Origin of the sequence: Nereida sp. NH-UV-3, from assembly GCF_042939535.1 — a bacterium.
Taxonomy (GTDB): domain Bacteria; phylum Pseudomonadota; class Alphaproteobacteria; order Rhodobacterales; family Rhodobacteraceae; genus Nereida; species Nereida ignava.
The window spans coordinates 1,223,144-1,244,787 of the sequence record NZ_CP132157.1; the positions used below are offsets into that span (position 1 = coordinate 1,223,144).

Genomic DNA, 21,644 nt, shown 5'->3' on the forward strand with positions numbered 1-21,644 from the left:
TTTGTATTTTGTGAACTTACAAGCGGTGGACCGACGTCTAGATCCACTTCGCCAAAGGCGGCAGAGACATCAACACCGCGTTGGCGTCGTGACCTGTCTCAAGACCAAACTTAGTGCCGCGATCATACACAAGATTGTATTCCGCATAGAGCCCACGGTGAATGAGTTGCGCGTCTTTATCGGCCTCATTGAAATCTGCTGTACGGCGCTTTTCAACAAGCGGCACATAAGCGGGCAAAAAGGCACGACCGATGTCTTGGGTCAAAGCAAAATCTGCCTCCCAGTCACCCGTGTTGTGATCATCCATGAAAATACCGCCAACGCCGCGGGCACGATGGCGGTGCGGGATGTAGAAATACTCATCAGCCCACTCTTTTAGGCGCGGATACAAATCCGCACCATGTGGGGCCAAATGTTGTTCTTGGGTCGCGTGAAAATGCGCCGTGTCTTCATCAAACTCAAGACAAGGATTCAGGTCAGACCCGCCCCCAAACCACCACGCATGAGGCGTCCAAAACATCCGTGTGTTCATGTGAACTGCGGGTGCTTGCGGGTTGCGCATGTGTGCCACAAGGCTAATCCCGCTGGCCCAGAACCGCGGATCACCCGCCATACCGGGAATCCCCTTGCGCGCAGCCATCGCGGCCTGTGCGCGTGGAGCCAACGTGCCGAAAACCGTACTGACGTTTACACCCACTTTTTCAAATACGCGCCCACCGCGCATAACGCTCATCAGGCCACCACCTGCATCGGAACCGTCATCAGATGCCCGTGTTGTTTCCGTTACTTCAAACGAACCGGGCGCCATATCTGAGAACGGCCCTATTGTGTGTGACGCCTCAAGGTCTTCAAACGCTGCAACGATTTGATCACGTAACTCACGAAACCACGCTGCGGCGAGCGCCTTGCGGCTGTCAAAATCTTCGGTCATGCAAACTGTCCTCTTTAGTTGACACTTTACTAGCATGTGTTTTGCGACTTGCCTAGATTTGGGCCGCTCTTCGCAACATCGTTTTATGATATGTTTGGCAGAACTAGTGGGCTGGCGCGCGCGCTGCATCAACAAGCGACCGGCCACCATCAACCGTAATCACTTCACCCGTCACAAAGCTTGAAGCATCTGAGGCCAAATATTGCACCGCGTCAGCCACCTCGGACGGTCCGGCGATCCGGTGCAGGGGTGTGTGTTCTTTGATGTCTTCGCGGTATTCTTCATTGTCTTTCAGCGTGTCTTTGAGGCTGGCCGACATAACTGAACCGAAAGCAACTGCATTGACGCGAATGCGGTGCGGCGCCAATGCAACCGCCATAGAACGTGTCATTTGGTTCAACGCGGCAGAACTCACGGAATAGGCAAGCAATTCGGGCTGGGTGCGATTTGCCGCAATTGAGCTTAGGTTTACGATGGAGCCCGCAGGCGCATCTTCCGCCGCAGTTTCGGCCTGTTTCATCATGCGCTTCGAAATAGCCTGAGTAAGGCGAAGCGAGGTCATCAGGTTTTGCTGCAACAGTGTTTCAACTTGATCGGCTGCGGGGTCAAACGGATCAGACTCAAGGACCTGACGTGAGCCGTTCACCAAAATATCGACCTGATCGAAGTGATCCAACGTAGCAGACAACAGGTTCGCAATTGTCAGCTTTTCGCGCAGATCACCCGAGAACGTGATGAACTTCGGCTCCGCGCTATCGTCCGCACCCACCTCGGCAACCAGCTTTTCCTCGTTCATATCCGCGAATACGACATTGGCGCCCATGGACAGAAAGTGGCGACCAATCGCAAGGCCAACCCCGTTGGCAGCACCGGTCACAATAGCAGTTTTGCCCGCAATGGAAAAAGACATCGGATGCTTCCTAACTTGGTTTACCGGCGGCGGCGCGGCTTGCGGGCGTGTAGCACTTTGAAGCTTGCGTCGCCTGCAATTTCTTTGACATCCGCAAACAGCTCAGACAGCGTCCCTTCATAGGGCAGATGCCTGTTCGCAACGATCCACATTTGCCCACCGGGGTGCAACACCGATGCACCAGCCGCAAGAAATGCGCGACCGATTGCCGGATCTGCAGTGCGTGATGTATGAAACGGTGGATTGGAAATTACTGCATCGTACAGCGCTTTTTCCGGCTTAAACCGCGTTGCATCCGCCCAATGCAAATGCGCGCGCTCATCAGTAACATTATGAGCAGCGCATAAATGTGCTGCGTGGTCAGCCTCAACCATATCAAGGTGAGCGACATTATCACGCTTCAAAATCTGCGCCGACAACCAACCCCAGCCAGAGCCCATGTCCATAATTTTGGCAGGCAATTTCGCAGGTAAAGCCGCAGCAAGTGCTGCACTGCCTTTATCAACCCCGCCTGCAGAAAAGACACCGACACTGGTTTTAAAGCCATCAGGCCCATCCTGCATCGGATCATCTATTGCCCACGCGCCAAGGTCTGCACCCGCTGAAATTGTGAAAGCTTTGCCATGCTGTTTGGAAAATGCGGACGTAACATCGCACATCTTTCGAAGATCGCGAAAAACGCTCTCAACGCCCTCAACTTTCAGGCCATCAACACTGACTGCCCCGTCAGTTCGTGCGGCCGCATCGGCGAGCCGCACGCGGATCGCATCTTTGGCGCGCGGTAGAAACACAATGCTGTGGGCAAACCTGCCCTCAGGCAGAGGGCTAACGGTGTATCCGCGCGTAGCCCACGCATCATGGTCGGGCTTGAACGGCTGAATAATGAAAACGCGGTCCTGAGGAAGCGCAGTTAAGTCTGCATCCGCGGATGGGCCCCAAACCGCGATTGTGCCCTCATCGGGCAGCGGTACGAAGCCCGCGTCTATGGCAAGTGAAAGTCGTGACATCAGGAGTGCGGCCGGAGCCTATTCCTTTTCCATTGTGCATTGCAGCGGGTGCTGGTGACGCTGCGCGAATTCCATCACATGCGTCACTTTTGTTTCCGCCACCTCGTGACTGAAAACACCCACAACAGCCAGCCCTTTTTTGTGGACGGTCAACATCAATTCAAACGCTTGTGCGTGGTTGAGGCCAAAAAACCGTTCAAGCACATGCACAACAAATTCCATTGGTGTGAAGTCATCATTGAGGATCATCACTTTGTACATCGGTGGCCGCTTCGTCTTTTCACGCGGCTTCGTTGCCAACCCGATGTCGCTATCTGGGCTGTCAGGTTCGTCGTTTGAAAGGTGCCAATTCGCCATCATTACTTTGAAATCCCATGGGCCGTGGTGCGACACACTATATAAAGCCACTGCGCCGTATGAAAAGGGGGCAATCCAAAGCACAGGGCATATACAATAATTTGCCCATCAAAGTAGACCTACATGCACAAGGCTCATGTAGGCGGTGCAGTCAAACACACTACCAAATATTGAGAAACACCTATCGAAAGATAGCAAAACCTATTGAAAATAAGGGGGTTTTCGGATTCACCAAAAAATGGTAACCAGTTAACAATAAAAAGATCAGTCGGAAAACCGGCGATCAGAGGCAGAGTTTGGCAAGGCAGGTTCCCAGTGTTTTACACCTTTGGGCGCGTTTCGCGTATGTTCGTTTTCACACTTGCGTTGGTATGTGTGATGTTAACCCCCGGAATGGGCGTAACAGCCCCTTATGCGGCAATGGTCATTGACGCACGGTCCGGTGAGGTCCTCCACTCACGCAACGCTGACACTCGCCTTCATCCTGCATCTCTTACAAAAATGATGACGCTTTATGTGGCGTTCGAAGCTGTCCGCAAAGGTGAGATTAGCCTTGATACGCGCGTAAAAATATCGCGCAAAGCCGCCGCAGAGCCCCCCTCAAAGATCGGCCTTAAGTCGGGTCAGCGCATTCAATTCCGCTACCTCATCCGCGCGGCAGCCGTGAAGTCAGCCAATGACGCTGCCACTGCAATCGGCGAGGCTATCTCAGGCTCGGAAGCTGCGTTTGCGCGCCGCATGACACGCACAGCCAAAGCCTTGGGCATGTCGAAAACCACATTCAAGAACGCGCACGGATTGACCGAAAGCGGTCACATGTCGACGGCGCGAGACATGACCACAATGGGCCGGCGACTGTTTTATGACTATCCGCAGTACTACAACCTCTTCTCACGCATCACGACAGACGCTGGTATTCGCAAGGTCTCAAACACCAACCGTCGCCTACTTGGCAACTACCGCGGCGCAGATGGCATCAAAACCGGCTACACCCGCGCGGCAGGCTTCAACTTGGTGGCAAGTGCTGAACGTGGCAACGAGCGTATCATTGCAACTGTGTTTGGCGGTCGCTCAACCGCAACGCGCAATGCACGCGTCGCCGAATTGCTGGACATGGGCTTTCGCCGCGCACCTACCAATGCGCCCGTTCGAAAACCGGCGCTGCCAAACTACGTGGCGAGTCTCACTGACGATGATGCGGAGCTAAAAGGCAAGACGATCCGCCTGCAAACGGCCGTTAAGAAAAGCCTGCGTCCCGTTGCGCGCAAAGGCGGAGCTAAGCCTGATCAAGAGATGTTGCTGGCCTTGGCGACCACCGTTGAGCAAGCAGTTGCCCAAGCCGTCGACACCAGCGCCAGCGTAAACGTGCAAACCTCACAGCCCATATTGTTGGCGACTGCGACCTCACCCAAACCGCGTGTCAGACCCACTGTGGCGCAACCGAGTGTTGTGACGCGCATTTCAAATTCGGGCGGCACGCGTGACTACGGGATCAATGTCGGCAAGTTCGGCACCAAATACAAAGCGGAACAAGTGTTGTTGCGCACCGCGTTGATGGAAATGAACACGCTTGACGGCTCTCTGCGCAAAGTGATCCGCCGCAGCAATGGGTTTAATGCAAATTTCCTCGGGCTTAACCAACAAACCGCGGCACTTGCGTGTCGGCGTCTACGGGCGCGCAATGTTGATTGCGAAATTGTCGGCCCAAGCTGACCGAATAAAGCCGCGGATTTAGACCCCCGCGCCAGCAGCGGCCTCCAGATCAAACGCAGCAGCCATAAGCGCCTTGGTATATTCTGATTGTGGGTCATCAAAAACCTGATCGCGCGGCCCCGCCTCAACCACGTCACCGCGCTTCATGACCATCACCTGATGCGATAGCGCGCGGACTACCTTCAAATCATGCGAAATGAAGATATAGGCCAAGCCGTACTTGGCTTGCAGGCCGCGCAGAAGCTCAACGATTTGCACCTGCACAGTCATATCAAGCGCAGACGTAGGCTCGTCCAGAATAACAAGTTTGGGACGTAAAATCATCGCCCGTGCAATGGCAATCCGCTGACGCTGGCCGCCCGAAAACTCATGGGGGTATCTATCCATGGTTGCCGGATCCAGCCCGACCTCAGTCATGATTTCGGCGACCATGTCGCGCTTGTTGCGACCCGCTTCAACACCGTGAACCCCGAGGCCCTCCGCGATGATCTGTTCAACAGACATCCGTGGGCTCAAACTTCCATAGGGGTCTTGAAAGACAATCTGCATATCGCGGCGCAATGCGCGCAGCTGACGCTTTTGTAGCTTTGAAATCTCGCGGCCCAAAAAGGCGATACGCCCCTCTGACTTGATCAGCCGCATCATCGCCAACGCCAATGTCGTTTTTCCAGAACCAGACTCGCCAACAATTCCAACCGTCTCACCTGCGCGAACCGATAGTGTTGCAGCGTTCACAGCTTTGACATGCCCCACGGTTCGCCGAAGCAAACCGCGTTCGATTGGAAACCAAATCTTGAGGTTGTCCGTCGTCGCGACCACTGGCGCATCCACGGGTACGGGATCAGGCACGCCAACGGATTCGGCACTAAGTAGTGTTTGCGTATAAGGATGCTGCGGGGCGCCAAAAATATCTGCGGTCGGCCCATGTTCAACGATTTCACCGTCTTTCATAACACAGACACGGTCCGCAAATTTCCGCACAATTGACAGATCATGCGTGATGAAAAGCATCGACATGCCAAGATCCCGCTTCAGCTCGGCGAGCAGCTCAAGAACCTGCGCTTGGATCGTTACATCAAGGGCCGTGGTCGGTTCATCCGCGATCAAAAGCTCCGGCCCATTTGCCAGCGCCATTGCGATCATCACACGCTGACGCTGCCCACCGGACAGTTGGTGGGGATAGCTCGACAACCGGCGTTCCGCGTCGTGGATACCAACACGCTCCAACAGTTCAACCACGCGGGCGCGCGCTGCAACACCCCGCAATCCTTGGTGCAACTCAATTGACTCCGTTAGCTGTTTTTCAAGCGTATGAAGCGGGTTTAGCGATGTCATCGGCTCTTGAAAAATGAAGCTGATATCATTGCCACGCACTTTACGCAGGGCCTTTTCATCAGCTCCCACCATTTGCTGACCGTTATACGTAACGGAGCCTTCGATGTGCGCGTTGCGCCCAAGTAGGTTCACAGTAGAAAGCGCCGTGACCGATTTCCCAGATCCGGATTCCCCCACCAATGCAACGGTCTCGCCTTTGCCGACAGCAAAGCTGACACCGCGCACCGCAAGCGCAGATTTACCGTCCTGCTGAAAGGACACCCGAAGGTTTTCTACGTTCAAAACGCTCATGCAAAAGTCTTTCTGGGATCAAAGGCATCGCGGACACCCTCAAAAATGAACACCAGCAACGACAGCATGATAGCGAAGGTGAAAAAGTTGGTAAACGCGAGCCACGGTGCAAAGAGATTACGCTTTGCCTGCAGTGTCATCTCGCCCAATGACGGCGCAGACGCTGGCAAGCCGTATCCCAAAAAGTCGAGCGTTGCCAAACCACCGATCGTGCCTGTGATAATAAAAGGCATCATGGTGAGCGTTGCGATCATCGCGTTGGGAAGCATGTGCCGGAACATGATGGTCCAGTTCGACACACCCAAGGCTTGCGCCGCGCGGACATATTCAAAATTGCGCGCGCGCAAAAACTCGGCACGCACCAGTCCAACAAGCGCAGGCCAGCCAAACAAAATCACCAAGAAAATCAGCATTCCAATGCTACGGCCAAAAATAGCGAACATAATAATGATGACGTAAAGCGACGGCGTAGCGCCCCAAATCTCAAGCACACGCTGGAATGTCAGATCCAGCCACCCGCCAAAGAAACCCTGCACGGCACCAGCGATAATGCCGATCGCGCTTGCCACAGTAACCACGGCGATTGTGAACAAAATAGACAGGCGGAACCCATAGATCGTGCGCGCTAGAACGTCTCTGGTTCCCTCGTCGGTGCCTAACCAATGGTTGGCGTCAGGGGCAGACGGTGCAGGGCCGTCAAGCGTGTTTGGCGTGTCATAGCTGTAGGGAATAATGGGCCAGATCATCCAGCCTTTCTCAAAATCAGGATCAGAGAATGTACCGTTTTCGATCTCTGACATAATCTCAACTGGCGTGTCGAAACAGTCGATGACGCCACCGGAAATAATGAGGCATTTCACCTCATCGTCTCGGTAAATAGCTTCAGTTTTGAAATCCCCGCCAAACTGGGTTTCGGGATAAAAGTTGAAAACAGGCGTGTAATAATCACCGCGGTAATTCACCAAAATCGGCTTATCGTTTGCCAAAAATTCCGCAAAAAGCGACAGCACGAACAGCACCGTAAAAATAACTAGCGAGTAAAAGGCGCGCCTGTTGTTACGGAAATTGCGCCAGCGACGTTTGTTCAGCGGGCTCATGTCTTGCGGCTTTCAAAATCGATGCGCGGATCAACCAGCACGTACATCAAATCTGAAATGATCCCCATCAAAAGGCCCACAAGACCAAAGACAAACAACGTGCCGAAAATCACTGGATAGTCACGCGCAACAGCGGCCTCGAAGCCTAATCGACCAAGCCCATCGAGGGAGAAAATGACCTCGATGATAAGTGACGAGCCAAAGAAAATACTGATGAACGCAGCGGGGAAACCTGCGATCACAATAAGCATCGCGTTACGGAACACATGGCCGTAAAGGACGCGCGCCTCTGACAAACCTTTGGCCTTTGCAGTGGTAACATATTGCTTGTTGATCTCATCCATAAAGCTGTTTTTGGTCAACAGCGTCAGGGTCGCAAAACTTGCAATTGTGGTGGCGATTACTGGCAAGGTGATGTGCCAAAGGTAATCTTTGATTTGCTCCAGCAACGTCATGTCGGCAAACCCTTCGGAAGTCAGGCCCCGCAGAGGGAAAATGCGGTAGTATGAGCCACCTGCGAACAAGACCAACAGCAAAATCGCAAACAAAAAGCCGGGGATGGAATAGGCCACAATGATCGCGCCTGAGGTCCATGTATCAAACGGCGTTCCGTCGCGAACCGCCTTGCGAATACCCAACGGAATCGAGACCACATAAGCGATCAGCGTTGACCAAAGCCCAAGGGTTATCGACACCGGCAGCTTTTCCATCACCAACTCGAAAACGCCAATTGATCGGAAGAAACTCTCGCCAAAGTCAAGGCGCATATAGTTCCACATCATAATCATGAAACGCTCAACCGGCGGCTTATCTAGGCCAAACTGCTGCTCCAGTTCCGCGATGAATTTGGGGTCAAGGCCCCGTGCGCCTTGGTAGGTGTCATCTGCCTCAACGGAGGCACCGCTATCGCCACCGGCACCAGTAATGCCGCCCAGAACATCCCCCTCGCCTTCAATTTCGGCGATGATTTGTTCCACGGGGCCGCCGGGCACAAACTGCACCAACGCAAAGTTAATCACCATCACCCCGAGTAACGTGGGGATGATCAAAAGCAATCGTCTTAGGATATATGCGCCCATGCTGCTGCGTCTGCTTTCGTCTTAGTTCTGAAACGCACCGACGGCTTCCAGTTCCGCCGCACGTTCGGCGTTGAACCACCAGAAGTCCAGATGACCAAGCGCCAGCGGGGGTAAAATATCTTCCGGCGGATGTTCAAACATATCGTAATACGCCACCCAATGTTTGTCGTTGTACCAAGTGGGGATGATGAACAATTCATCGCGCATGACACGATCAAGGGCACGTGCAGTGGCAACAAATTCCTCTTGGGTTTTGCTGAGTAACATCTTCTCCATGATCGCGTCAGCCGCCTCATTGGCAAAGCCTGCAGGGTTAAACAGGCTTACCGCCGCATCTTCGGACCCAAAACGCTGAGTGTAACCCAACCCCGGACCATAGCCCGTGACATAACTACCGTAGATCATGTCGTAGTCGCGATCACGACGGCGCGCCGTAAATTGCGCGGGGTCAACGCGCTCGTAATTAGCATCGACGCCGAGCCGCTTCAGGTTTTCGATGAAGGGCAACATGATGCGATCAAAGCTGGGATTACCTTCCAGCAGTGTGAGGGACAAACGCTCGCCGTCTTTGACCAACATGCCACTATCATCCACGACATAACCGGCCTCCTCCATCAGCTTTGACGCCGCTCTGAGGTTGCGACGATCAAGCTGCCGCTCGCTGGACGTGTGCGGTAGGAAGGCGGGCGTTGTCAGAAGTGACGGATCAATCAGATCACCAAGTGATCGCAACACCTCAAGCTCACGCCCCTCAGGAAGACCACGTGCAGCCATATCGGTATTTTGCCAAAAGCTCTCGCGCTGTGCAAAAAGCCCGTATTGCAGCGTCTCATTGGTCCAAGTGAAGTTGTACATCAGCGCAATCGCCTGACGCACACGCTTGTCTTGGAAGGCGTCTTTGCCGAGGTTAAATACGAAACCGGACGATGTCGGCAGCGCCGTGTTCGGAAGTTCCTTTTTTACAACCCAGTTTTTATCAAGCGCCGGAAAGTCATAAGACGTACCCCAGTTTTTTGAGCTGGTTTCTTGGCGGAAAGAAAATGCCCCTGACTTAAAGCCTTCAAACGCGGCGGCCGCGTCACCGAAATATTCAATACGAATGCGGTCAAAATTGTGGCGGCCTTTATTGAGCGGCAGATCATTGCCCCAATAATCGGGATTGCGCACATAAGTCACTTGGCGCGGGGCGTCAGCACTCTCAAACATATAGGGACCGCTACCCAGAATGGGGGTCATCGTGCTTTCATCGATCCGTAGATTTTCCGCTTCAAAATAATGTTGCGGTAGCACGGCGTTGGTGCCCATTTGACTGATCAGCCCTTCACGCGGCACCTCTGGGTTGAAGGTATATTTCACAGACAAGGGGCCAACTTTCTCAACGCGGCTCACCATGCGGGCAAGCGCATCGCGGTAAGATGGGAACGCCTGCTCCATTAGCAAATTCCAAGTAAATACCGCATCATCCGCGGTCACGGGCTCACCGTCAGAAAACCGCGCCTCGGGGCGGATGTGGAAAACGACCCAGTCTTGGCTTTCCGGATATTCCAACCGCTCCGCGAGCAAGCCGTAGTCTGTGTTTGGATCATCAAGCGACGTTTCCATGAAACGCTCAATCATCACCGATGAAAGGGACGCCGGATCACCTTTGCGCGAAAAAGGCATCAGACTGTTAAATGTGCCCACCGCCGCGAACGAAATTTCACCGCCCTTTGGCGCATCAGGGTTCACATAATCAAAATGCGCAAAATCAACGGGATATTTCGGACTACCGAGTGTGGTGAATGTCTGCGCAACAATAACGCTGTCGTCAGCCCGAAGCGCTCCCACACAAGCTATCAAGGTTCCCACGCTCAGCACCGATATCGCTACAAACTGGGCAAATCGGTTCGGACGGTTCACGGCAATCGCGCGGCTACGGCTTGGTGTGGTTTTCATGGGTCCCTCAAAACTGATCAACGTCTTAGGTTAGATGTGAAGCTAAGGTCGCATTTGTCCAATGTTCAAGGGAATTATGCCGTAGCTAGCAGATATGTGAGGTTTCGTTCACGCAAACAAAAACGGCGCAGAGTTCATCCCTACGCCGCTTTGTATCTGTTAGACTTAATTGAAGGCGCGTTTATTCGCCGTTCGTCTGCAAGTAGGCGATCAAAGATGCGCGGTCTTCGATTTTTGACATACCGCGATAGCCCATGATTGTGCCAGGTGCATAGTTCTTGGGGCTTTCCAGGAAGCCGCTCAGGTTCTCTGGCGTCCAGTCGCCTTCCATACTGGCCAATACGCCTGAGTAACCGAAACCATCTACAGAGCCTTTGTCGCGACCAACTACATTATACAAATGCGGGCCAGTACCGTTGGCACCGTCTGCTTGCTTGTGACACGCGCTGCACTGACGCCACAATTTCTTACCTTTGTCGATGTCCGCTGCTGCAAATGCTTCGTCAAAGGAGACTTCTACAACTTCAACTTCTGCTTCGTCTGATTCGACTTCAATCGCGTAAGCTTGCTGCTCATCGCCGTGCTTACCACCGGTGTGGTACATTTCCTCAGCCACCCAAGAGCCAAGCAAAAAAACCAATAGGGAGCCGCACAGCCCGCCCAATACTTTCGTAAATGTCATCGTGTCCATTTTGTCGCGTCCGTCATTTGGCTTTACAATTGGTCCCTATATGCCCTTCCCTGCAAAAAGAGCAAGGTGTAGCAACCGCGACGAAACGCCCTTTTTTAGGGATTACACCAAGGACTTCGCGAAATGAGCAGTCAAAAGCCCAAAATTATCGCCTTTCAGGGAGAACTGGGCGCCTACTCTCATGAAGCCTGCGCAGTTGCCCGCCCAGACCATACCCCACTTCCCTGTCGTACGTTTGAGGATGTGATCAAAGCTGTCCGTGAGGGGCGCGCGGATCTGGCGATGCTGCCAGTTGAAAATACTACCTACGGGCGCGTTGCAGACATGCACAGGCTTCTGCCCGCATCGGGCCTGCACATCATTGACGAGGCATTCGTGCGCGTTCGCATCGCGCTTATGGCTCCAAAGGGCACCGTGCTAAGCGATATCAAGCTTGTCCGTGCGCACCCTGTTTTGATCCCCCAATGTCGCAGTTTCCTCATGCAGAACGGCATCGCAGATGAAACCGCAGTAGACAGTGCGGGTGCAGCCGCCGATCTAGCGCGCACCCCAGAGCAAGGCATCGGTGCTTTGGCATCAGAGCTGGCCGCTGAACAATATGACCTTACCGTGCTGGCCCGCGATATTGAGGACGAAGACACAAACACGACCCGCTTTTTGATCATGTCCCGCAAGATGGATCAAAGTCGGCGCGGCGACGGCGTTATGATGACCAGCTTTGTTTTCCGCGTTCGCAACATTCCTGCGGCCCTATACAAAGCCATGGGCGGGTTTGCGACGAACGGCATCAACATGACCAAGCTGGAAAGCTACATGGTAAACGGCGAATTTACCGCAACCCAGTTTTACGCCGACATTGAAGGCCATCCAGATGATCAGAACGTCCAACTGGCGATGGATGAGTTGGGCCACTTCACCGATCAAATCACCTTACTTGGTGTCTATCCCGCCGACGCCCGCCGCAACAGCTAGGCGCAGGCTTAACTACCAGAGTAGGCGTCTTCGATGGTTTCTGCCCAGTCAGACACCCGATTGGCAAACCGCTTTTGTGCCCGCTGTCTGGCAAGCTTGAACGATTGCAGCAAAACCCGCGCGGTCAGGGTCTTTGCCTTAGCATTTGTGCTGACCACCATCCGCGTGCGGCTGCGTGACAGCGCGACCAACTCCACACTGAAGCTAAATTCCATGCCTTTGATGCGCGCTTCATAGCCCAGCTTTTCATCAGTCACATACTCAACCAATGTGCCCTTCAGCTTGCGGTCTTTGCCCCGCAAGCGAAATTCAGCAGTCCACGTGGTGCCAACGCCGATCTGACCACTGCGCGTCACTTTCGCCCCACGGCGTAAGGCGAGCCGCTCAAGATTGTCGTAATCCGTAAGCCGCGCAAATACAAAAGACGCGGGCGCAGATATATCTTCTTGTGTGCTCAACATCACCGCAAACCTTACTCTTTAAGCATTATCAGGCAGTGTTTTGTGCCACCGCCTGATTAACAATTCGTGCACTCAGTCTAATGTATCCGCCAGCCAATTCTCCAGCAAAAAGTGCGCAATTGCCCCTTTGCGCGCAGGATCAATATCAGCGTGACGGCCCGCAAAGACCTCGGCCAGCTCTTCACGGGTCACCCAACGTGCGGCTTCAATCTCAACCGGATCAATCGTGATGTCTGTGCTTGTAGCTTTGCCATGTGCGCCAAACATCAAAGACGCAGGAAAGGGCCAAGGCTGGGACGCTAAATACTCAACCTCACCAACGCGAACACCAGATTCCTCAAAGACCTCACGGCGCACGGCCGCTTCCAATGTTTCACCGGGTTCAACGAAACCCGCCAACAAAGAATACATTCGTTCAGGCCAATGGGGCGAGCGGCCAAGCAGTACCGAGTTACCACGCGTAATCAACATAATGACCACAGGATCGGTGCGCGGAAAATGATGAGCTTGGCAGGCGTCACAATTACGCTGCCAACCGCCCGAAGCCATCACGGATGCATGCCCGCATTTGGCACAAAACTGATGCGAAGCATGCCACGTAAATACTGCCCGTGCAGTTGCCGTAATCTCGGCGTCCAGCGGTGATAGTCGCAACATTGCACCACGCAACTCGCAAAATGCAGCCCCCTCTGGTGCATTGGGCGGGACTTGTTCTGACGGGTCAACGAACTGGTTGAGCGTGCTCAAATCCGCATCCTCCGGCTCCCAGCCCGAGACATCAGCCGCAAACAGCATCCTGCCATCAGCACCTTGCCCAAGAAAAACCGGCGCTTCGCGTTGCAGCGCAATTAACGGATGCTCAGCACTTACCCAAGCAATGCCCTCAGACACCAAAAGCGGCTTTCCCCGCCAGATCAACAGCACATGATTACTTTGCTGAAACGCCTCAGAAAGCACCCCGGCATTGCGGCGCAGTTCTGCGCGCCGTTCAAGCCCACCACCGCCAAATGTCACTGTCTCAGCATGGCGCATCGCCTGCCCTCCCCAAAAATAGTAGGTTACGTCAGCCCTCGGGCTGGCCTACCATGGCATCATATTAGTCTTCACACACCGCCTAATGAGAAGCCATCGTGAGCGCCAGAGCCTCAAATTCGACAACGCTTGTTGTCCTTGCAACGTCCGACCTCCACGGCGCCCTCACGCCAAAGGATAGCGCGCAAGGCAGCTTAGCAAACCTGTCATCGGTAATTGCAGACGAGCGGGCCAAAGCAGCGGTATCGGACGATCAAGTTTTATTGCTTGATAATGGCGATGCATTGCAAGGCAGCGATGTGATGGATTGGTGCGCCACCCTGGTTGGCTTGCGTGCCGAGCATCCTGTCATAGTCGCTTTTGCCGAGCTGAAATACGATGCGATCACCCTTGGCAACCACGAGTTTGACTACGGCATGACCGCACTAAGCCAGCGTATCGGTGAGGCGACGCAGCCGGTAGTTTCATGCAATATTGCCGGTGTTGATCAAGTTGTGCCTTGGACGATCCTTAAGCGCGATGTGACATTGTCGAGCGGCGCGACCGAGGAGCTACGCATCGGCATCACAGGAGTTTGCCCACCGGAAACCGGCCAATGGAACGCCGCACGCCTACCGGAAACAGTTCAGTTCACACCGATTATGCCAGCCTTGGAGCGAAGTTGCGCAGAACTGCGTACCGCCGGTGCAGATGTGGTGATATGTCTTGCACACATTGGTATCACTGCAGACGACACACCCTGCGTTCGGCCCGACGGCTCACACGCCAACAAGAACGACACGACCCTTAAAGTGCTATCGATGAGTCCCCTTGATGCCGTTATTTTGGGCCACACCCATGTCTCGTTCCAAACAGATGCAAACGCCAAAATTCCCGCCGTGCTACCCGCTGCCCACGGTGCTGAACTTGGCAAGCTGACCCTTGAACTGAGCCATGACGGAAAGCGCTGGCAGGTGGTTGGTACAAGGGCCACGGCCCTACCCGCAGCAGCGCAGCAGCAAAAGCTTACAACACCTGCACTAATCAATGCGCGACAGCAGGCCCAAGACTGGCTGGATGAACCCATCGGACAGAGCGAGATCAGCTTTAACAGCGCCCTCGCGCTGACCATGCCTACATCGCTTAGTAATCTTTTGGGGGATGCGTTGATCGCTGCTGCGGCACCCTTTGGCAAAGGTTTTCCGGTTTTAGCAACAGTGCCAATGCTGCGAACTGGCGGTCGTACGAACGCGCTGAACTACACCCATATCGCAGCAGGCACTTTGCGCAGGCGCGATCTTATCGCCGCTTATCCGTTCCAAAGCAGCCTTCAATTAGTGCAGACAACTGCGCATGCCCTGCGCGATGATTTGCGAAAAGGCGCGCGCATCTACGGCAATCTGACCCAGCCAACGCAGCTATTCAACACAGACGTTCCACGGTTCACGGTTAACATTGTTCACGGCGCTACCTACCAAATTCACCTTGATGCCGCGCCAGATGCAACCAACCGTGTGAGCCCGCTCAAAATCCAAGGCATCACGCTTGCAAATGATACGCCACTTTTGGTGGCAACCGATGACTACCGCGTACAGACAGGCCAAATCACGGGAACAGTTTGTGAAGGGCCTGAGATGTCGCTGAGACAAACGCTTGAGGCATACTTGACGCACACCACACCTACGCAAGCATCGCACGGCGGTCTGCGGCCTGAGGCGTGGCATTTAGAAGCCGCTAAGGGATCAAACGCCACGTTCAACGCACCACGGGACACGCCCTTGCCCGCGAACATCCGTCCTGCGGCCTTTCAAAGCGAAACACACCCCCAACTCATCACTCTTGAGATGATGTTCTAAGCACCACTTGCACAAAATCGCCTTGCCCCCTATATCGGCCTTGAGAGGTTGGCGCGGGCAAGTGCCTCGCCAACCTGGTCAGGTCCGGAAGGAAGCAGCCACAACGAGCCCCACTTGGGTCGATGTCCAACCTCTCACCTTATCTCCTTTACAGTGCGAATTGATCCCTGATGGCTTAGCCCAAATGATGCGGATTCCCCTGTGGACGTTGCCAGCCCACACCACTAGTCTGAAACAGTCTATCCATGAGGCTTTGATGACTGACAAACCCGCCTATCAGGTGCTTGCGCGTAAATACCGCCCCGAAACCTTTGCCGACCTTGTTGGCCAAGACGCGATGGTGCGCACGCTCAAAAACGCGTTTGAGGCTGACAGGATCGCGCAGGCCTTCGTGATGACGGGTATTCGCGGCACGGGTAAAACCACCACCGCACGGATTATCGCCAAGGGCATGAACTGCATCGGCACTGATGGCACCAGCGGCCCCACAACCGAGCCATGCGGCGCGTGCGAGCACTGCACAGCGATCATGGAGGGCCGCCACGTTGACGTCATGGAGATGGACGCCGCCTCACGTACTGGCGTCAATGACATCCGTGAAATCATCGAATCTGTCGCCTACCGCGCCGCTTCTGCGCGCTACAAAATATATATCATCGATGAGGTGCACATGCTTAGTACCTCAGCGTTCAACGCCCTGCTGAAAACGCTCGAAGAACCGCCTGCACATGTCAAATTTATTTTTGCCACGACGGAGATCCGCAAAGTCCCAGTCACGGTGTTGTCACGGTGCCAGCGGTTTGACCTGCGCCGCATTGAGCCCGAAGTGCAAATTGCACTGCTGCGCAAAATCGCCACTGGCGAAGGCGCTGAAATTACCGATGATGCGCTGGCCCTGATCACCCGGGCGGCTGAAGGCTCTGCACGGGACGCCACATCACTATTGGACCAAGCCATCAGCCACGGCGCCGGCGAAACCACCGCCGATCAGGTGCGCGCAATGCTTGGCCTTGCGGACCGTGGGCGCGTTTTGGACCTGTTTGACATGATCCTCAAAGGTGATGCGGCGGGTGCCTTATCCGAAATTTCATCACAATACGCAGACGGCGCGGACCCTATGGCGGTTTTGCGCGATTTAGCGGAAATCACCCACTGGACGAGCGTCGTTAAGATCACACCAGACGCTGCAGAGGATCCCACGATCGGCCCAGATGAGCGTGCGCGCGGCCAAGCAATGGCAGCGGCCTTACCGATGCGGGTGCTTACGCGGATGTGGCAGATGCTGCTGAAAGCAATTGAAGAAGTCTCGCAGGCGCCGAACGCGATGATGGCGGCAGAAATGGTAATCATTCGCCTGACACACGTGGCAGACCTTCCTGCGCCAGATGACTTGGTACGCAAACTAAAAGATATGACGCCCCCACCTGCAGCCCCCCAAAGCGGCGGCAACGGACCAGCTAGCGGCGGTGCGCAGATGTCGGGCGGAGCAAATACATCGGCGGTTAGCCACGCTACATCCTCAGCCGCACAAATGGGCGGCACCACCGCAGGCGCAACAGCATTAGCCGTTGATCAAGGTCTTGCACGGTTTGCGACGTTTGAAACCGTTGTTGAACTGATCCGGACCCACCGCGATGTTAAGTTGCTGGTGGATGTGGAAAATTGCGTGCGCCTGATCTCATATCAACCGGGGCGCATCACCTTTGCGCCGACCCCGAATGCACCCGCAGATCTGGCCCAGAAACTCGGTAGCCGTTTACAGGCGTGGACCGGCAACAGATGGGCCATTTCAATCGAAGCAGAGGGCGGCACGGAAACGATCGCTGAAAAGCGTGACGCTGCGGACCTTGCGCTGAAAGCAGAAGCCTCGGCGCACCCGCTTGTCCAAGCGGTTTTTGATGCATTCCCAGACGCGAAAATCGTTAACATCAAAACCATGAAAGATCTCGAAACCACCGTCGCCGGTGAAGCACTGGCAGAAGTTGAGGACGAATGGGACCCCTTCGACGAGGACTGATCAGCACTGCAATCTTATTCGGAACAGCACCTCTGGCCGCTTACGCGCAGACCAGCGTGTGCAGCAGTTTGCGACCCAACTGGGAAGCGGGCACCACGGCTACCGCAGTGGATGAGTTGGTAGCCCTTATGTCCACGCCCCCTTCGCTTATCTTGCTTGTGGCGACAGCATTGGTGGTCAGGTTGCGTCACCAGTGGGGCGCACTGGTTGTTGTGTTGGCGTGGACTGCTTGGATGTCGACGCTCACGCTCGGAACGCCCGCGCCACTAACCCTGCAAGCCATGGCGGAAGGCTGCATCGGCAGCTCTTCTCTGTTTATCACCACGGTCATCGCGCTATGTGTCGCGACGATCCTTTACACAACACGCGGGGCCAAAACGCCCCCAACCACGGAGAAATAAAGATGTTCAAAGGCATGGGCGATATGGCCAAAATGATGAAGGCCGCCAAAGATATGCAATCCAAAATGGCCGAGATGCAGGACGACCTTGAGAACGTCACTGTAACGGGCGAAAGCGGTGCGGGTTTGGTCAAAGCGACCGCGACTGCCAAAGGCATTTTGACAGGCCTCGACATTGATCCATCCATCTTTCATCCGGATGAAAAAGAAGTGGTTGAGGACCTGATCCTTGCAGCCATCAAAGACGCACAAGCAAAAGCCGCGCAGAAGTCCCAAGAAGAAATGGGCAAGCTGACAGAAGGCCTTGGCCTGCCTGCTGACATGAAGCTGCCGTTCTAAACCCCGCTATGGCCCATTCCACGGATCTTGAAACACTCATCGATATGATGGCCAAACTTCCAGGGTTGGGCCCACGCTCTGCGCGCCGTGCTGTTCTGCATCTGATCAAGAAGAAGTCTCTGCTGCTCAGCCCGCTGGCGGATGTCATGCAAACGGTCGCTGCAACTGCGCGGGAATGTCTAAATTGCGGAAACGTCGGGACGACGGATCTGTGTGAGATTTGCGAGAGTGAAAAACGCGCAAACGGCCAAATTTGCGTAGTTGAGGACGTGGCAGATTTGTGGGCTATGGAACGCTCGCGGGTTTTCAAAGGCCGCTATCACGTGTTGGGCGGCACACTCAGCGCGCTTGACGCCATTGGGCCCGATGAGTTGCGCATCCCACGCTTACTAGACCGTATCCGAGCCGAAGAAATCAGCGAAGTCATTCTGGCCCTCAACGCCACAATCGACGGGCAAACGACGGCGCATTATATCGCTGATCAATTGCCTGATCTTGAAGTCACTTCATTGGCCCAAGGTGTCCCGATTGGTGGTGAGTTGGACTATCTGGATGACGGCACGATCAGCGCGGCGCTCAACGCCCGCAAATCTTTCTGAGGCCCTACGGCAGACACAAATGAAAAACGGCGACGCCTTTCCTCAAGGCGCCGCCGTTTATTATTTTTTCTGAGCAAACGCTTATCTTACGCGTTGTCGTCCTCGTCAGCATCAGCTTCTGCATCAGGTGCTGGTGACTTGAACAAACTCTCCGCATCATACTGCGGCTCTGCTTCTTCGGGCTCAGGCGTGCTGTCACCAAGCGTGAAGGCCTCAAGACCAGCAATAGAGCTTGGCATCTTGGGCTCTTCGACACCCAAAGACTGCTCGGTGCTTACCAACTTACGGCGCTCATCATCAGACATGACACCGCCTTCTTTGGCCTTTTTCGCATTTGCCTTTTGAACAGCTGTGTCCAATTCAGACTGCTTACACAGACCAAGCGCTACTGGATCAATCGGCTGAATGTTTTGGATGTTCCAGTGGGTGCGCTCACGGATCGCTTGGATCGTTGGCTTGGTTGTGCCGACCAGTTTGCCAATCTGACCATCAGACAGCTCTGGGTGGAACTTAACCAACCAGTAGATCGACGCAGGACGGTCCTGACGCTTTGACAGTGGTGTGTAGCGGGGACCACGGCGCTTTTCTTCACCCACAGCAGCCTGGTAGAACTTCAGCTTGAGTGAGTGTAGCGGGTTCTTTTCCGCTGCTTCAATCTCTTCGGCTGTAAGCTGGTTATTGGCGACGGGGTCAAACCCCTTCACGCCAGCCGCAACATCCCCATCAGCAATACCTTGGACTTCCAACTCATGCAGGCCACAGAAATCTGCGATCTGCTTGAAGGTCATCGTGGTGTTGTCACACAGCCAAACAGCTGTTGCTTTTGCCATAATCGGTTTGCCAGACATAAGATGTCTCCTTTCATTAAACGTGCCTTCCCCGCGACCTTAAATCGGTCTGCCCTCGTTCGGGCGGGTTCACATTGTCGGGGAACTTGCATGACCGTATAAGGACACCAGTACGGTTTGGGAAGTGTAAACATGCGCTGGTTATTTGCTCTACTGATATCAAGCTCAATCGCCCAAGCGGCGGGCGAGAAATCCGGTGATTTTGATTACTACGTGCTGGCCTTGTCATGGTCGCCTACGTGGTGCGCCCTTGAGGGTGACGCGCGAGGCTCAGCGCAATGCGCAGATGACGCAAATTTTGGGTGGGTTCTGCACGGGCTTTGGCCGCAATACAACAAAGGCTGGCCGTCTTACTGCCCCACCCCAAAGCGTGCCGCATCCCGCGCACAAACAGCCAAAATGGCTGATATCATGGGCACAGCGGGTTCCGCTTGGCATCAATGGAAGAAACACGGCACCTGTTCAGGGCTGTCTGCGGCGCGCTATTTTGGCACCGCCCGCACAGCCTACGGGCAGATCAACCGGCCCGAAGTTTTCCGCAAACTAGACCGTGCTGTTGAGGTCCCAGCACAAGTGATAGAAGAGGCTTTCATAAAGGCGAACCCAACGTTGGCGCCCGATATGATCACAGTCACCTGCAAATCTGCGCGCATCCAAGAAGTGCGCGTTTGCCTGTCAAAGGATCTGACGCCAGTCACGTGCGGTTCAGACGTGCGGCGTGATTGTACATTGGACGATGCTCTTTTGGACCCAATCCGTTAAGCCATTGCAGACGCGGCACGGACACTTGTGGCACTCGCCACCCAAAAGGCTGGCCTAGCCACTCACTTTTAGAACTATTTTACCAATGTGTTCGCTGCTTTCCATACGTGCGTGGGCCTTGGCCGCGTCTGTAAGGGCGTACTCGCTGTCCATCACCACTTTCACACGGCCTGCTTCAAGTATGGGCCACACTGTATCACGCAGCTCTGTTGCGATCCGCGCTTTAGCCAAATCAGACTGTGGGCGCAGCGTTGATCCCGTGATCGACAGCCGCCGCATCATCACGTGAGCGAAGTTCAAAGCCACTTTTGGGCCCTGTAAAAAGGCAATCTGAATAAGCCGCCCATCATCTGCCAAGGCACTGATATTGCGCGGGATGTAATCACCACCAACCATATCAAGGATCATATCGGCGCGGCCGTTTTCTTTAAGGATGGCCACGAAGTCTTCGTCCCGGTAATTGATCGCCCGCTCGGCCCCAAGACCTTCGCACACGGCGCATTTTTCTGCCGTTCCAGCAGTTGCAAAAACCCGCGCACCCGCGGCATTGGCAAGCTGAATGGCCGTCGTACCAATGCCACTTGACCCACCATGAATAAGCACCCGCTCACCCGCCTTAAGCCCGCCGCGCATGAACATATTGGACCAAACGGTAAAGTAGTTTTCGGGCAGACAGGCCGCCTGCATTAACTCAATGCCGACAGGAACGGGCAGGCAATGCGCCGCGGGTGTCGCCACAAATTCCGCATAACCACCACCGGGCAACAACGCGCAGACCAACTCACCAACGGCAGGCCATACAACGCCGGCACCAACCTCAACAACCTCGCCAGACGCTTCAAGTCCCGGCAGATCGCTAGCACCTTTTGGTGGCGCATAAGACCCCGCACGCTGCAGCGCATCAGGCCGGTTTACCCCCGCATAGGCAACTTTGATCACTACCTCACCGTGTCCCGCGCGCGGCACAGGACGCTCGCATAGCTGCAACACTTCTGGGCCGCCCGCTTGGGTAATCTCAACTGCCTTCATCATC

21 protein-coding genes and 1 other RNA gene are annotated in these 21,644 nt (G+C 54.6%); 9 read left to right on the forward strand and 13 right to left on the reverse strand.

Annotated elements, in window-relative coordinates; all coding sequences use genetic code 11:
- Nucleotides 1-37: 37 nt before the first annotated feature.
- The 4 genes from hemF to clpS form a co-directional block, all read right to left on the reverse strand.
- On the reverse strand, nt 38-931 hold the full coding sequence (gene hemF / locus NeNHUV3_RS06035) for an oxygen-dependent coproporphyrinogen oxidase (RefSeq protein WP_391483145.1): 894 nt from the start codon (nt 929-931) through the stop codon (nt 38-40).
- 103 nt (nt 932-1,034) lie between these two features.
- Nucleotides 1,035-1,841 (reverse strand): SDR family NAD(P)-dependent oxidoreductase, encoded by an 807-nt coding sequence (locus tag NeNHUV3_RS06040; RefSeq protein ID WP_048598898.1) that lies wholly within the window; start codon nt 1,839-1,841, stop codon nt 1,035-1,037.
- A 20-nt stretch (nt 1,842-1,861) separates the two neighbouring features.
- Nucleotides 1,862-2,848: a class I SAM-dependent methyltransferase gene (locus NeNHUV3_RS06045; protein ID WP_391483146.1), complete on the reverse strand. Its 987-nt coding sequence runs from the start codon at nt 2,846-2,848 to the stop codon at nt 1,862-1,864.
- 18 nt (nt 2,849-2,866) lie between these two features.
- Nucleotides 2,867-3,208: an ATP-dependent Clp protease adapter ClpS gene (clpS, locus tag NeNHUV3_RS06050; protein ID WP_391483181.1), complete on the reverse strand. Its 342-nt coding sequence runs from the start codon at nt 3,206-3,208 to the stop codon at nt 2,867-2,869.
- A 342-nt stretch (nt 3,209-3,550) separates the two neighbouring features.
- On the opposite strand from clpS, the gene NeNHUV3_RS06055 reads away from it, so the two are divergent.
- Nucleotides 3,551-4,918 carry a D-alanyl-D-alanine carboxypeptidase family protein gene (locus tag NeNHUV3_RS06055; RefSeq protein WP_391483147.1) on the forward strand — a complete coding sequence of 456 codons (1,368 nt, stop codon included), beginning with the start codon at nt 3,551-3,553 and terminating at the stop codon, nt 4,916-4,918.
- A gap of 18 nt (nt 4,919-4,936) precedes the next feature.
- Here the strand turns inward: NeNHUV3_RS06055 and NeNHUV3_RS06060 are convergent, their stop codons facing one another.
- From NeNHUV3_RS06060 to NeNHUV3_RS06080, 5 genes are all read right to left on the reverse strand, one after another.
- On the reverse strand, nt 4,937-6,544 hold the full coding sequence (locus tag NeNHUV3_RS06060) for an ABC transporter ATP-binding protein (protein WP_391483148.1): 1,608 nt from the start codon (nt 6,542-6,544) through the stop codon (nt 4,937-4,939).
- A complete protein-coding gene (locus NeNHUV3_RS06065; protein ID WP_391483149.1) occupies nt 6,541-7,641 on the reverse strand; it encodes an ABC transporter permease in 1,101 nt (366 codons plus the stop codon). Before NeNHUV3_RS06065 ends, NeNHUV3_RS06060 begins: the two co-directional genes overlap by 4 nt.
- Entirely contained in the window at nt 7,638-8,720 is a 1,083-nt protein-coding gene (locus NeNHUV3_RS06070) for a microcin C ABC transporter permease YejB (RefSeq protein WP_048598893.1), read from the reverse strand. Before NeNHUV3_RS06070 ends, NeNHUV3_RS06065 begins: the two co-directional genes overlap by 4 nt.
- 21 nt (nt 8,721-8,741) lie before the next feature.
- Nucleotides 8,742-10,655: an extracellular solute-binding protein gene (locus tag NeNHUV3_RS06075; protein ID WP_391483150.1), complete on the reverse strand. Its 1,914-nt coding sequence runs from the start codon at nt 10,653-10,655 to the stop codon at nt 8,742-8,744.
- Nucleotides 10,656-10,836: 181 nt separating this feature from the next.
- Nucleotides 10,837-11,346 carry a c-type cytochrome gene (locus NeNHUV3_RS06080; RefSeq protein ID WP_391480383.1) on the reverse strand — a complete coding sequence of 170 codons (510 nt, stop codon included), beginning with the start codon at nt 11,344-11,346 and terminating at the stop codon, nt 10,837-10,839.
- A gap of 123 nt (nt 11,347-11,469) precedes the next feature.
- Here NeNHUV3_RS06080 and NeNHUV3_RS06085 point away from each other — a divergent pair, with 123 nt between their 5' ends.
- Nucleotides 11,470-12,318, forward strand: a complete 849-nt coding sequence (locus NeNHUV3_RS06085; RefSeq protein ID WP_391480385.1) for a prephenate dehydratase — start codon at nt 11,470-11,472, stop codon at nt 12,316-12,318.
- An 8-nt stretch (nt 12,319-12,326) separates the two neighbouring features.
- On the opposite strand, the gene NeNHUV3_RS06090 is transcribed toward NeNHUV3_RS06085, so the two are convergent.
- The gene (locus NeNHUV3_RS06090) at nt 12,327-12,779 is read right to left on the reverse strand and encodes an SRPBCC family protein (RefSeq protein WP_391480386.1); all 453 of its coding nucleotides are present in this window, start codon (nt 12,777-12,779) and stop codon (nt 12,327-12,329) included.
- Nucleotides 12,780-12,851: 72 nt separating this feature from the next.
- Nucleotides 12,852-13,811: an NAD(+) diphosphatase gene (nudC, locus tag NeNHUV3_RS06095; RefSeq protein WP_391480388.1), complete on the reverse strand. Its 960-nt coding sequence runs from the start codon at nt 13,809-13,811 to the stop codon at nt 12,852-12,854.
- A 98-nt stretch (nt 13,812-13,909) separates the two neighbouring features.
- Between nudC and NeNHUV3_RS06100 the strand changes: the two genes are divergently transcribed.
- The 6 genes from NeNHUV3_RS06100 (at nt 13,910) to recR (ending at nt 19,001) form a co-directional block, all read left to right on the forward strand.
- Nucleotides 13,910-15,646, forward strand: a complete 1,737-nt coding sequence (locus NeNHUV3_RS06100; RefSeq protein ID WP_391480389.1) for a bifunctional metallophosphatase/5'-nucleotidase — start codon at nt 13,910-13,912, stop codon at nt 15,644-15,646.
- A 41-nt stretch (nt 15,647-15,687) separates the two neighbouring features.
- An RNA gene (ffs, locus tag NeNHUV3_RS06105) (signal recognition particle sRNA small type) lies at nt 15,688-15,786 on the forward strand.
- Nucleotides 15,787-15,833: 47 nt separating this feature from the next.
- Nucleotides 15,834-17,663: a DNA polymerase III subunit gamma/tau gene (locus NeNHUV3_RS06110; protein ID WP_391483183.1), complete on the forward strand. Its 1,830-nt coding sequence runs from the start codon at nt 15,834-15,836 to the stop codon at nt 17,661-17,663.
- Nucleotides 17,639-18,064, forward strand: a complete 426-nt coding sequence (locus NeNHUV3_RS06115; RefSeq protein ID WP_391480391.1) for a hypothetical protein — start codon at nt 17,639-17,641, stop codon at nt 18,062-18,064. The genes NeNHUV3_RS06110 and NeNHUV3_RS06115 overlap by 25 nt, the downstream gene beginning before the upstream one ends.
- A gap of 2 nt (nt 18,065-18,066) precedes the next feature.
- The gene (locus tag NeNHUV3_RS06120) at nt 18,067-18,402 is read left to right on the forward strand and encodes a YbaB/EbfC family nucleoid-associated protein (protein WP_048598884.1); all 336 of its coding nucleotides are present in this window, start codon (nt 18,067-18,069) and stop codon (nt 18,400-18,402) included.
- Nucleotides 18,403-18,410: 8 nt separating this feature from the next.
- Complete coding sequence (gene recR / locus NeNHUV3_RS06125; protein WP_391480393.1) at nt 18,411-19,001, forward strand: recombination mediator RecR; 591 nt, start codon at nt 18,411-18,413, stop codon at nt 18,999-19,001.
- 86 nt (nt 19,002-19,087) lie between these two features.
- Here recR and NeNHUV3_RS06130 read toward each other — a convergent pair whose 3' ends face one another.
- Entirely contained in the window at nt 19,088-19,849 is a 762-nt protein-coding gene (locus tag NeNHUV3_RS06130; RefSeq protein WP_048598882.1) for a DUF1013 domain-containing protein, read from the reverse strand.
- A 132-nt stretch (nt 19,850-19,981) separates the two neighbouring features.
- Between NeNHUV3_RS06130 and NeNHUV3_RS06135 the strand changes: the two genes are divergently transcribed.
- Nucleotides 19,982-20,611, forward strand: a complete 630-nt coding sequence (locus NeNHUV3_RS06135) for a ribonuclease T (RefSeq protein ID WP_391480394.1) — start codon at nt 19,982-19,984, stop codon at nt 20,609-20,611.
- Nucleotides 20,612-20,665: 54 nt separating this feature from the next.
- On the opposite strand, the gene NeNHUV3_RS06140 is transcribed toward NeNHUV3_RS06135, so the two are convergent.
- A complete protein-coding gene (locus NeNHUV3_RS06140) occupies nt 20,666-21,640 on the reverse strand; it encodes an NAD(P)H-quinone oxidoreductase (protein ID WP_391483184.1) in 975 nt (324 codons plus the stop codon).
- Nucleotides 21,641-21,644: the final 4 nt, after the last annotated feature.